General features: G+C 65.9%; 10 protein-coding genes and 1 pseudogene. 6 read left to right on the forward strand and 5 right to left on the reverse strand.

All coding sequences use genetic code 11. The annotated features are described in order from the left end of the window. Nucleotides 1-23: 23 nt before the first annotated feature. A complete protein-coding gene (locus AC1DNG_RS03580) occupies nucleotides 24-1,580 on the reverse strand; it encodes an ABC transporter substrate-binding protein (RefSeq protein WP_476886631.1) in 1,557 nt (518 codons plus the stop codon). A gap of 250 nt (nucleotides 1,581-1,830) precedes the next feature. On the opposite strand from AC1DNG_RS03580, the gene AC1DNG_RS03585 reads away from it, so the two are divergent. Continuing rightward, the gene (locus AC1DNG_RS03585) at nucleotides 1,831-2,676 is read left to right on the forward strand and encodes an IclR family transcriptional regulator (protein ID WP_476886632.1); all 846 of its coding nucleotides are present in this window, start codon (nucleotides 1,831-1,833) and stop codon (nucleotides 2,674-2,676) included. A 196-nt stretch (nucleotides 2,677-2,872) separates the two neighbouring features. Then, nucleotides 2,873-3,169, forward strand: a complete 297-nt coding sequence (locus AC1DNG_RS03590) for a hypothetical protein (RefSeq protein ID WP_223916956.1) — start codon at nucleotides 2,873-2,875, stop codon at nucleotides 3,167-3,169. A gap of 24 nt (nucleotides 3,170-3,193) precedes the next feature. Here the strand turns inward: AC1DNG_RS03590 and AC1DNG_RS03595 are convergent. The 3 genes and pseudogenes from AC1DNG_RS03595 to AC1DNG_RS03605 all read right to left on the reverse strand — a co-directional run bounded on the left by AC1DNG_RS03595 (nucleotide 3,194) and on the right by AC1DNG_RS03605 (nucleotide 7,438). Next, nucleotides 3,194-4,222 (reverse strand): annotated as a pseudogene (locus AC1DNG_RS03595) (hypothetical protein). A gap of 99 nt (nucleotides 4,223-4,321) precedes the next feature. Beyond that, nucleotides 4,322-4,774 (reverse strand): universal stress protein, encoded by a 453-nt coding sequence (locus tag AC1DNG_RS03600; protein ID WP_476849536.1) that lies wholly within the window; start codon nucleotides 4,772-4,774, stop codon nucleotides 4,322-4,324. Nucleotides 4,775-4,873: 99 nt separating this feature from the next. Beyond that, nucleotides 4,874-7,438, reverse strand: coding sequence for a helix-turn-helix transcriptional regulator (locus AC1DNG_RS03605; RefSeq protein WP_476886633.1), 2,565 nt, complete (start codon nucleotides 7,436-7,438; stop codon nucleotides 4,874-4,876). Between the two features lie 227 nt (nucleotides 7,439-7,665). Here AC1DNG_RS03605 and AC1DNG_RS03610 point away from each other — a divergent pair, with 227 nt between their 5' ends. Together AC1DNG_RS03610 and AC1DNG_RS03615 are read left to right on the forward strand one after the other, a co-directional pair. Beyond that, a complete protein-coding gene (locus tag AC1DNG_RS03610) occupies nucleotides 7,666-8,226 on the forward strand; it encodes a potassium channel family protein (protein ID WP_243177831.1) in 561 nt (186 codons plus the stop codon). A gap of 254 nt (nucleotides 8,227-8,480) precedes the next feature. Next, nucleotides 8,481-9,998: a hypothetical protein gene (locus AC1DNG_RS03615; RefSeq protein ID WP_476886634.1), complete on the forward strand. Its 1,518-nt coding sequence runs from the start codon at nucleotides 8,481-8,483 to the stop codon at nucleotides 9,996-9,998. A gap of 127 nt (nucleotides 9,999-10,125) precedes the next feature. Here the strand turns inward: AC1DNG_RS03615 and AC1DNG_RS03620 are convergent, their stop codons facing one another. Continuing rightward, nucleotides 10,126-10,956: a class II glutamine amidotransferase gene (locus AC1DNG_RS03620; RefSeq protein WP_476856006.1), complete on the reverse strand. Its 831-nt coding sequence runs from the start codon at nucleotides 10,954-10,956 to the stop codon at nucleotides 10,126-10,128. 282 nt (nucleotides 10,957-11,238) lie between these two features. Between AC1DNG_RS03620 and AC1DNG_RS03625 the strand changes: the two genes are divergently transcribed. Both AC1DNG_RS03625 and AC1DNG_RS03630 read left to right on the forward strand, forming a co-directional pair. Then, entirely contained in the window at nucleotides 11,239-11,682 is a 444-nt protein-coding gene (locus AC1DNG_RS03625) for a hypothetical protein (protein ID WP_476872628.1), read from the forward strand. A gap of 94 nt (nucleotides 11,683-11,776) precedes the next feature. After that, nucleotides 11,777-12,163, forward strand: a complete 387-nt coding sequence (locus AC1DNG_RS03630; RefSeq protein WP_476886635.1) for an SHOCT domain-containing protein — start codon at nucleotides 11,777-11,779, stop codon at nucleotides 12,161-12,163. The last annotated feature ends 28 nt before the right edge of the window (nucleotides 12,164-12,191 follow it).

Raw genomic sequence — 12,191 nt, forward strand, 5'->3', positions numbered from 1 at the left:
AGGCCGCCCGGCAGGGTGGGGGGTCAGTTGGCCGGGGCGTAGGACGAGAGCAGCGGGTACACGTTGCTGCCGGCGAACTCCACCGGCTTGACCTTCTTGGTGTTGTAGCCCTGGTTGGTGAGGGATTCGAAGAGCGGGATCATCCAGCCGGATTCGACGAGCCGGGTGTTGAGCTTGGTCAGCGCGGCTTTCCGGGCGGCATCGTCCTTGGCGGCGGCGACCTCGCCGGTGGCGGCGCTGAGCTGGTCGTCCGTGGCCTTCTGGACGTTGGTGAAGCCGTTGAGGATCGCGCCGTACATCAGACCCACCGGGTTGTCCCAGCCCAGCGGCGCGTAGCCCAGCGGGGTGGTGGCGACGGCGGCGAACGCCTCATCTGTCGACGTCGCCATCTTGACCTGCATGGTGATGCCGACGGCGGCCAGGTCCTTCTGGACCGCCTGGAGGTCGGTCTGGGTGGTGGCGCTCGCGACGATGGTGAATTCAAAGCCGTTGGCGTAGCCGGCTTCCGCCAGCAGGCTCTTGGCCTTCGCGGGGTCGTAGGCGAACTGTGAGTTCAGTGTCTCCGTGAAGCCGGCCGAATCCTTGGGCAGGGCGTTCCACGCCGGGATGTCACCCTTGTGCAGGGCATCGACCAGGGCCTGCCGGTTGATGGCGTACTGGAACGCCTGGCGGACCTTTTCGCTGGCGAAGGCCGGCGACGTCTTGCCCGTCTTGTCGAAGGCGACCATCGTCTGGACCGTGCCGCCGATCTGGGAGACGCCGACACCCTTGGCCTTGACGAAGTCAACGGTCGGTGAGGTCAGCTGGGCGACGTCCACCTGGCCGGAAACGAGGGCGTTGGCCCGGGCCTGCGGATCCTGGATGACGCTGAAGACGATCTTGTTGTAGGGGTATTTCGCGGCGTCGGTGCTCTTGTCGTTCTTCTGCAGGACGTACTTGTTGCCCTTGACGGTGGTTCCGGAGTCCAGCGTGTACGGACCGGAGCCGTCCGGCTTGGCGGCCAGGCTTGCCGTGTCCGCGGCCCCCGCCTTGCCAACGATCATGCCGAGGGTGGAGGTCAGGTTCTTCTCGAAGCCCGGCTGCGCCTTGGCGAACTTCAGCGACACCTGGGTGGGGCTGATGACGTCCACGGATGTCAGTTCCTGGGCGCCGCCCTTGGCGATGGCTGAGTACGCCGAAAGGGCGGGATCCGTGCGGCGGTCAAAGTTGGCCTTCACCAGTGCCGCGTCCAGCGTGGACCCGTCGGTGAACGTCACGCCCTGCTTGAGCGTCAGGGTCAGCACCGTGCTATCGGCGTTGTAGCTGAAACCGGTGGCCAGGCCCGGCCCCACGGAGCCGTCCGCCTTCAGGGTCATGAGGTTCTCGTAGAGGCCTTCGAAGAACTGACGCTGCGCGTCGGAGACCCGCAGCGGGTCGAATCCGAAGGACGCGCTGTCACTCTCGACGCCGATTGTCAGGGTGGTCTTATCCACGGTGGATGCCGCCTGGCCGGAGCCGCCGCAGGCGGTCACGGAGCTGAGCATCAGGACGCCGGCCAGAACGGCCGCGCTCCGTCGGGCGGTGGGGTTCAGAAGTTTCATGTAGTGCGCCTTCGCATTCGTTCCAAAACAACGGGGGTTTTCGGCATCTGGTGGTGGTCGGGACTGGAGCGGAGCGGCCGGACGGTGGCCGTCCGGCGCCGGTGCGTTCCGGGCCCTTCCCCCAGATGCGGTCGGGTGGACCGGCTCCATCAAGAGTCGTAGGCGGACGCAATGACGTCACACGAGAATTTCATTGGTTGGAACACTATTGTGGTGAACGTCACTGGCGACGAAGAAGGAACGATGACGAATGACAGCACCCGCGGAGACGCATTCCCCCGCTGAAAACCCGCCCGCGGCGCGCGGCAAGCGGCCCAAGCAGGGCGAACCGGTGATCGACCGGGCCCTGAGCCTCCTCGCTGTCTTCACGGACCGCCGCCGGGCGCTGACCCTGTCAGAGATGGCCCGTTATGCGCAGATGCCCGCCCCGACGGCGTTGCGCCTCATTGCCCGGCTGGTCGCCTGGGGCGCTCTGGAACGGCTCGACGACGGTCGCTACGTTGTGGGCGTCCGGCTGTGGGAAATAGCGTCCCTCTCCCCGAGGGGCCACGGGATCCGCGAAATCGCGTTGCCCTACCTTGAGGACCTCTTCGAGGTGACGCGCCATCACGTGTTGCTGGCCGTGCGGGACAAGGACCAGGCCGTCCTGATCGAACGGCTTTCCTCCAAGCAGGCCACGGAAGTCGCCTACCGGGTGGGCGGCCGGCTCCCCCTGCGCTCCACGGCCGTCGGCTTGGTCCTGATGGCCGGCGCGGACGCGGCATTCCAGGAAAAGATCCTCAAGGAACCCGCGGAAACTGAACCGGGCGTGGCTCCCATGCCGGAAGGCCAGCTGCGGCGCACCCTGTCCGACGTCCACCGGACGGGGATTGCCATGATCCGCCGGTCCGCGCCGTCGCTGACTGTTTCCGTGGCGGCGCCCGTCTTTGATGCCCAGGGCACGGTGGTGGCCGCACTGTCGATCGTTGTACCGGATGGGACCACCCCGCCCAATGTCCTGGCTCCGGCGGTGATGGCCACCGCGAGGGCAGTCTCACGAAACCTTGGCTACCGGACTGCCCTGGCCGAGGACGTCCGGACCCTGTCGGACGGCTGACCGCGGAGCTGCCCACCGCCGGCCCTTCCAACCAGTGGAAAGGCCGGCGCGGCGTCGGGATGAAGGGTCATAATGTTGAACCTGCGGGGCGCCCGGCTCCCCGGACCGCCGCCTGCTTCCGCGAGCCCTTGACACGCCCGGTGGCGGCGTCTAGGACTGGCCTTGTCCAGTCCAATCCACCAGCCTAGGAGTTGTTATGGCCACCACGCCCTACGGAATCGTGCACTTCTTCCCGGGAGGCACCAAGGAACAATACGAGGCGTCGCTTGCAGCCGTGCATCCAGGCGCTGGGCTCCTGCCCGAGGGGCAGATCTTCCACGCCGGCGGGGCATCCGAGGGGGGCTGGACGGTCTTGGCAGTCCACGAATCGAAAGAAAGCTGGGAAAAATTCCGGGACACGATCCTCCTGCCCCGGATGCAGGCGGGTATTGAGGGCGGCTTCGCCGCTCCGCCCGAAGAGACGGTGATCGACCTCTACAAGGTTCTGCCCTAGCAGCACGTAACCCACACAGCCACTTCAAACGGCGCGCCCGTACCAGTCGAGTACGCGCAACGCGCGAAGGGTGTTCCACCGGCTGGACCGGCCGTCACCGGCATCAACCGGGAAATGGACGATCCCGGGATGCGTGTTTTCGAGCAACCAGGTCCCGTCCGGCTGCTCCTTTGACCGGAGCACCTCCACGGCTTCGGCCAGGCGCGGGTCCGGGGGGCTCTCCGGTCGAACGGAAGTACTCCAGGGCACGGAGCACGTCGTAGTGCCAGCGGGTCGGAAAGGAGAACGTCAGCCAAGCCGGGTCTATGACCGCGCCGGTGCTCTTGCGTCGGAACAGGCCCCGCTCCAGCAGATACTCCTCGCCCCGGCGCCGCGCGTCCACGGACTGCGCCGAGCCACCCGTGACCCGTTCGTGGGCCAGGAGGCCCTCGAGGACGTTGATCGTCGTGGCGGCCGAGGACACCACGGCGCCGGACTCCGCCCAACAGTTCCACCCGCCGTCGTCCAGTTGCCCGCTGACAAGCCGGGAGACGACGCCGTCGACGTTCTGATCGAAGTACGAGCCGAGCGCCACTGTCATTCCGTTGATGCACGGCTCCACCTCGCCTTGGAAATACGGCTGGCCGCCCTCCTCCCAGCGGCAGTTGTCCCTGACCAGCGCTATGGTCTGGCGCATCTGCTCACTTCGCGGGTCGATCCCGAAGTCACGCAGCAGGAGCAAGCTGTACGTTGTGGCGGTCCAGGGCTGGGGGACGCGGTCCCAACCTGTGTCGCCGCCGGCATCATCCGCACCGCTGCCCTCGGGACCGCCGTCCTCGGGCCCGTCGCCCTCGACACGGCCTCCGTCGGGGCGGTCGCCCTGGGCGGGGAAATATGCGCCATGCGCCCATTGGCCGTCCTCGTCCCGCAATGCCAGCAGGCGGGCACCCCAGCCTTCGGTCGCTACCCGCGCGCGCTCTGCGGTAACGACCTCGGGCGCGGCGTTGCTGAGATCCTGCAACACTGCCATCGAAGGGAAGGATCTGAATCCATCAGCCAGTCCAGGACGGTCATACGCCGATGATAGCGCTCCCGGCTCGCTGACATCGGGTGCTCACCGTCGAGTGGGCACGCGGCATCGCCCCGGACGTCCGTGGCCAGCGGGCCGGACGCTCAGGAAGCCTTCGGCCGGATCACCAGGACAGGGCACGGGGAGTGGCTGGCCACCTGGGCGGAGACCGATCCGATGTGCAGCCCGGCGAAACCGCCGTGGCCGCGGGAGCCGACGATCACCAGGTCGGCTTCCCGTGCGGCCTCAAGTATTGCCGACGCCGCTGAGTCGTTTTTGATGGACCGCGTCACGACATTGACACCCACTGCGGATTTCGCCGCCTCGGCGCCCAGCGCTTCAGCCTGCTGCTCCGGGGAGTCCTCCGCCACGATTTCGCCTGCCGCGGTTTCCAGCATCGCCGGATACCACGCCATTGGCGCCTTGTTCCAGACAGTCAGGACCCGGAGCTCCGCACTGCGGTACCGGGCCTCTTCAACACCCCACGCCAGGGCCTCGTGGGATTGCTTCGAGCCGTCAAATCCGATCACGATCACAAAGGGATCAACTTTTTTCATGGTTCCAGACTTTCACTGCCGGTTTGCGGCGCCTAGGGGACTCTGACCCCATCCGGGACCGGTGCCTCGCCGCGAAGGCCGTCAAGGCCGCCGCAGCGTTCAGACAATGCCACGCTTGGCGGCCGTCTTGAGCGCGTCGCGCCTGCTTACCGCCCCGAGCTTGCGGTAAATGGACCGTTCGTGGGTCTTGACCGTGTTCACGGAAATGTACAACGCCTCGGCAATTTCAGCAGCGGTCATGATCGAGCGCATGTAGGAAAGGACTTCGCGTTCGCGCTCGGTCAGGTTCCAGTAGGACTGTGCACGAAGGCGGGTCTCACCCTGTGCCTCGCGTGCCATCAGCGCTGCGATGAACGACTCGTGCGCGGTGCCCCACACAGCGTGCTCCACGAGCAGATCTGCCAATTCCTCTCTCCGTTCGGCGAAAGGACGCAGGACGGTTTCAGGCTCGGCACGAAGGACAGCATGTTCAATCCGCTCGTGTGCCACCGCGGGATCTCCGGCTCCATGGGCCATGATCGCCTCGGTCAGGCTCAGGCAGGTGTCGATATATGAGCTGCCGCGGCGATCGGCCAGTGACTCGGCACAGCGTTGCGAAGCGGCGGTGTCACCTTCGCGGCGCAGCAACTCCGCCAGCAGCGTATCCGCCAATGCGCCGTGCCCCCCGGCACCGAGTGGTTGGACGGTCCGCAAAGCTCCGTCCCGGTCGCCCCTGGCTTCGGCAATTTTCGCCACCGCGATGGTCTCCAGGGCATTCCATGACACGGCGTACCGTCCCCGCCCGTGAAAGGACTCCAGCGCCGCACCGGAGTCGGCCAGGCCGACCAGGTCGCCGGCGGCGCAATCAACCAGGACCCGATAGATGGCGCTGAGCGGACCGGTCGGGAACAGCTCGCTGCCCAATCGCTGCGCTTTGGTAAGACAGGTCCGCGCAGCCTTCAGATCATCATTCCAGTAGCACGCGATGCCACGGGCCAGCCAGGCCGGAGCCATCCGCTGCCGCGAATTCCAACCCAGCGCCTCTCCCCGTTCCAACGCCGCCGTGCCAAGTTCGTCGGCGCTCACGAGGTCACCGGCGATGGCGTGAGCCAACGCGAGCTCGGCCTGGGCGCAGAATTCCACGGCTTCCAGCTGTTCCGGGTTGCCTGTGGCCGCCGTTGTCTGGAGCAGCGCCGTGCCAAGTTCGCCGGTGCGGTGCAGCCGGAACTCTGCCTGGGCCAGCAGGAAGAGTCCTGTCGAGAAGGAGCTGGAGCGGCCATCTCCTGAAATGTCCGTCGTCGACCGGCCGTCGTCCGTCTCGGTGTGCGGGTCCAGCCGGCCGTCGGCGGGCAGCGGCTCGTAGAGCGCCCGGTAACTCTCCAGTCTCCGGCGTCGAATTGCGTCCAGCGCGAAGGTCCGCGACAGCGCCCGGTCGGTGAGCTCGGCCGCGGCGGTGCCGTCGCCGGAAAGGGCACGGCAGACCGATCGGATCATCAGGATCTCCGGATCCTCGCCCCACGGTGCCGGGAGGTCCAGGCACAGCCGTTCCAGGGTCTGCACGTCGTTTCCGAGCAGGAATTCGAGCCAATGGGCGCCGAGGGAAATCACGGCTTGCCGGGGTGCGCTTCCTTGCAGCGCTTGGGCGACGCCCTCGACGACGTCGACGTCCTGGTAGTACCTCGCCGCCACGCGGTGCAGACGCTCAGCGAGCAAAGGGTCGCGCCGCTGCAGGATGCGCCGGCACTGCGCCGCGAAGAGGGAATGCCACCGGAACATCGATTCCCCCGCACGGTATTCGTGCTCCTCGATGAAGAGCCCGTTACGGAGGCAATCCTCAAGCAGCACGCCGCCGCGGGGACGGCCTTCGAGTTCGACGGCGAGCCGGCGTCCGAGCCAGTCGCTGGTAGTGGCCCTGAGAATGAATTCGGCCAGCGACGGTTCGATCTGGTCGAGGATCTCTTCCGCGACGTAGTCGGCGAGCGGGACGTGCGTAGGCGCGGAGCCTGGCGTTGCAAGCGGCACGTTGCGGGCCTGCGCCAAGGAGACCAGGCTGGCGTGGACTGCCACAGGCCAGCCGGCAGTCATCTTCCAGAGCGACCCGGCGTCGAACGTTTGATCTTGTCCCAGCGCACTGGCGAACTGGGCAACTTCCTCCCGCGTGAAGGCCAGTTCGGCGGCGCGAAGTTCACCCAGTCCCTCGCCGTACCGGAATCTTTCGAGCTGAATGGACGTATGGCCGCGTCCCGAGAGGACCAGCCGCAGTGAGGGGGGTGCCGATGCGGCGAGCACCCCGACGATTCCGTTCGCCAGCCCCGGCCCGGCCAAATGGACGTCATCGATCACCAGGACAATCGGTTCAGTGAGGTGCTCGAGTGCCCCGAGGAGAAGGTCGTAGGAGGCCGCCCGGTCGTGGGCAAGGCTCGGGTCCAGGGCGAGGAGGGCGTCGGTTCCGGGTAACGGCAGTTTGCCCGCCGCGGACTGGATCGCCCCAACAACACCGTGAAACAGCCGCGCGGGCTGCGTGTCGAACCTGTCCAGCGACAGCCATGCGCACGGCAGAGCGCACTTGCGGACCCAATCACCCAGAAAAGTTGACTTGCCGTAGCCGGCCGGGGCCGCGACGAGGGTCAGGCGGTGCGAATCCGCGGCCGCGGACAGGGCGCTTTCCAGACGTGGACGCTCCAACGCTCCGAGACCGCGCACAGGCGGGCGGATCTTGAACTGTGGGCCCGGTACCCATTCGGCTTCTAGCCTATCTCTCACATTCCACATGCTAGGTGGGGGCAAAAGGGCACCAACAGGGCGCAAAGACCCCTTGTGCGCCGCTCCTTAGTGCGAAAATACGGCGATTAGGGCGCCCCGATTGCGGCACGGCACGAATTGGGTGCCCGGCTGTATCATCAGTCATGCCTATGAAGCACGGCAGCCCGACAGACCCGATTTTCCTTCATGACCTCGACAAGGCCGACCGCAGGCGGGTCATTATTTTCGCGATTGCACGTCTCATCGCATTTTCGGTTGTGGTCCTCGCCCTGTATTTCTTTATTCCCGTCGGGGGATTCAATGACGCCGATCCCGCGGCCGCCTGGATCCGCCTGGCGGGTGTCGTGCTGGTCTTTTTCGCAGTCCTGGCAATTCAATTGCGGCTGATACTCGTGGCGCATATCCCGAGGGTTCGGGCGGCCGCGGCTGTCGCCGAAACCCTGTTGATGTTTTTATGTCTCTTCGCGCTGCTTTACACATCAATGTCGATCACATCTGCGGCGGCGTTTAGCGAGCCCCTGAGCCGAACCGATGCCCTTTACTTCACCACTTCCACGTTTGCCACCGTCGGGTTCGGGGATATTACGCCGGTAAGCCAGCTGGCGAGGGGTGTCGTGTCCGTCCAAATGATTGCCGATTTAGGTGCACTCCTATTGATCGCAAAAGTGGCATTCTTCGCGGCAGGGCGGCGGCTGGGCGGCGAATCCTGAACCCGCCGCCGTCATCACCCAAAACGGATGACAGCAGGCCGGCCGGCTGAAATTTCGCGGGCAGGGCCGGGATGCGGTGCGCCACTCTGCACGTCCGACGCGCGGCGTCCAGCCCGTAGGGAAGGCCGCGGCGGGCCCTTCCCCGGCGTGACAGATCACCCTGTGTGGGTGGGGCTGGACCGGCACGCCGAGTGAACAATGAAAATAGCCGTGAAATGCCCAGCCGCGGAACACAAGCTAAGGCGGATCCCCTCATGTCGCTGAACGATCAGCCCGCTGACCCCGCTAGCCCGGAACAGGAAGAAATTCTGCTGTTACGGGCCGAAGTCGCCCGTCTCCAGCAGGAACGGGACACTGCCCGCAAGGCCCCGCCGAGGCCGGCCGTGCGGCATACGGGGCTGGCCCGGCGCATTGTGGCAATCGTGCTGGTGGTTATCACCGGCCTGTTGGCCTTCGCGACAGTTCCGGCCCTTTACCTGCGCAGCGAAGTCATCGACACCGATCGCTACGTCGCCACCGTCGCACCGTTGGCCTCGGACCCTGCGATCCAGGCCGAAATCGCCGACAAGGTCACCCAACAGATCACCGACGCAGTGGATTTCCAGACCATCACGCGCGATGCCCTGAACGAGCTCGCTAAAACGGCGCCCCGCGTGGCGGCAGTGCTCACCGGGCTGGCCCCGATGCTTGCGGAGCAGACCAAAACGCTCATCCATACCGCCGTTGCCAGATTCGTGGCGACACCGCAGTTCCAGGACCTTTGGATCCAGGTGAACCGGGTGGCGCACCAGGGGCTGGTCAACCTTGCCACGGGAAGCACGGGAGGCACGGTCAGTATTGATGAGAATGGCACGGTGTCGATTTCCACGAAAGAGATCATCGCCCGGGTCAAGACTCTCCTTGTCCAGCAAGGGGTGGATATCGCCTCGAGAATCCCGGAAGTTGACGCGCAGATCGCCCTGTTCCAGTCGCCTGAACTGGTCCGTGCCACGGAAACCATCCGGACCCTGGACCGGCTCGGCCCAATACTGGCGTGGCTGACGGTGCTCAGCGCCGTGGGCGCCATTGCCGTTGCCCCCCGGGGCCGGAGACGGAGCACGACGAGCGGCGTGGGGTTGGCCGTGGCGGTGTCGATGGCGGTGCTGGCGCTGTCCCTTGTGATCGGGCGAAGCTACGTCCTGAACTCGATTCCATCGAGTGCTGTCTCCCCTGCGGCGGCCGAAAGCCTGGTCGAGGCACTCCTGGTACCGCTGCGCACCAGCCTGCGCCTTGTCTTTGTCGTCGGACTGCTGATCGCCTTGGCAGCTTTTCTGGGCGGCCACTCGCGTCCCGCGGAGTATGTCCGGCACGGCCTGGCGACGGCGGGCGACTACATCACCGGCAAGATCGGCGGTGGCCAGGCCAAGCCATGGCAGCTCTGGTTGGCCCGGTACCGGCGGATCATCGAAGCCACCGTCGTCGGCATCGCTGTGCTGGTGCTGATCTTTTGGCAGGACCCGACGGCGGCCGTCGCCATCTGGACGGCCGTCCTGGCCGTGCTGGTCATTCTCGTGGTCGAACTGCTGTGCCGGCCGGCCGTAGCCGGCGGGCCGGGCGCCGAACCCGGCGCCGAACCCGGAGGCGAGCCGGGCGTCGAGCCCAGCGGTGAGTCCGGTGTCGAGTCCGGCGGCGTGCCAGGCCGTGAGCCGGTCACGGCGGGCGGCCCTCCCGATGACACGTATCCCACGACTCCCATCCCCCGGGCGCCCGACGCCGGAGGAACCGGCGCGTGAAGGACCGGCGCGTGAAGGACCGGCGGGACCGGACCACCAGTTAGCGCCGCGCCAGCTGGTGCTGCGCGGCAGCGGCACTCGCCGCAGACATTAGCCGCAGACACTAAGGGGGTCGCAGCCGCCGACGCTAGGGGGCGGTCGGCGAGAACGGGAACAGGTCCTCGCCGGCGCCGTGCACCACCACACAGGTAGCCTCAGGTACCTCCCGCCACGCCCCGCGGAGATCCCCCAGCGGTTCGGAGACGACCAGGCGCGCGTTGTCCGCCAGGTCATGAAGCAACGGGTTGTCCGGGTACTGGACGCGAAGGGTCGCGACGTCGGTGCTGTGGAACAGCGACCGGGACTGCCGTTCACTCGAGTAGCGGAACGCCCAGGTGGTGTCGCCGTCGGTCGTGGCGACTGTCATCTGGATTGGCTGCTCGATCCCGTGGCGCCGGCCGACGTCTTCAATCAGTCCAACCGCGGCAGCTACGGCCGCCCTCGGGTCCTGCTCCAGCCCGAAGGTCAGGGCGAGGAAGAAGAAGAGCTCTGAGTCCGTGGCTCCCTCGATCAGCGGAAAGAGCGATGGCTCAACGGCTATGGCCAAGTCGCGCTTCACAGTCGGGAACTCCCGGATGAGTCCGTTGTGCATCCATAGCCAGCTGCCGTGGCGGAATGGATGGCAGTTGGTCTGTTGGACTGCCGATCCGGTCGAGGCCCGAATGTGCGCGAAGACCCGGCCGGCCGACGCCTGGGCCGACAACTCGCGGAGGTTGCGGTCATTCCAGGCCGGCTCCGTGCTGTGGAACAACCCGGGATACGGCGCGGATCCGTACCAGCCCACGCCGAAGCCGTCCCCGTTGGTGGTTTCAACGCCCATTCGAGCGTGCTTGCTCTGCATCACGAGCGAGTTGGTCGGTTTGTACAACAGCTCCTCCAGTTGCACCGGCGAACCCGAATACGCTAGCCAACGACACATGGCATCCTCCCTCAGTTGTGGACAGCAGTCCATCACGGCGACGGAGCGGGCACATCATCACCCCGGGGTGATTCGGGCCGCGCGGTGGGAGGTAATGGGGTCCCACCCGTGTTCGATAGTTCCGGCGTCGCGTCCCCGCTGGTCAGCGGCGCGCCCGGCACGGAGAGCCGCGCGAAAGGATCACCCGCGGCGGGTGACGCGCAAGCGGGCCCCTCACCCAACACTGGTGGTACCTGCCAGTGATTGGGCTGCCAGGCGAAAGCCCATGGAGAGGTGAGTCCAATGTCGAAACCAAAACCAGTCCTCGCGCGAATGTCTGCGCTCGGGGCGGCGGTTGCGCTGCTCGCCGGCTGCGCCACCTCGGGACCCAGCAGCAGCCCCAGCGCGAGCCCGACGGCGAGCGTTTCACCGGTTTGCGCTGCCGCCACTGGCTTTTCAACAGCCCTGACGAATTTCAAGGACTCCCTCAAGCCAGGCGCCACGATCGGCCAGATCCAGGCGGCCCGGGATCAAGTTCGGAAGAGCTACGACGATCTGGTCAACGCGGCCAGCGACGCGGCCAAAGATCGGGTGGATGCCGTCAAAGCTGCCCAACAGAAGTTCACCTCCGCTGTGAACTCCGTTCCCGACGACGCCACCCTGACGCAGGCGGCCAACTCGCTCAAGGACGAAGCAGCGAACGTGCAGGCCGCCATCAGCGATCTCTCAAATGACGCCAAGTGCTAGTCCGGGCCTCCTGGAATGCCCGCGGTGAAACCCATTCCCATCCAAGGCTGCGTTCGTAGGCGACGCCGCACCAAGCGAAAGTAGGGAAGCCAAAATGAATTTCTTCGAGAACTTTTGGGATATTCTCTGGTGGCTGTTTATCTTCTATGCAATTATCGCCTTCCTGTATGCAGTGTTCATGGTGATCGGCGACCTCTTCCGCGACGACGAGCTCAGCGGCTGGTGGAAAGCCGTCTGGATCGTTCTTCTGGTCTTCATTCCATTCCTGACCGTGCTGGCATACATGATTGCCCGCGGCAAGGGCATGGCGGAGCGGTCAATGGCGCGGGCCCGCAAATCCCAGCAGGAAACCGATGCCTACATCCGCAGTGTCGCCACGGCCAGCCCCACCGAGGAGATCGCCAAAGCCAAAGCACTCATGGACGCGGGAACCATCAGTGCAGAGGAGTTTGCCCAGATCAAGAGCAAAACCGTCGTCTGACTCCGGGTTGAGGCGCGAGGAGCAGGCC

The sequence above is a fragment of the Arthrobacter sp. 01T425 genome (genome assembly GCF_056398725.1).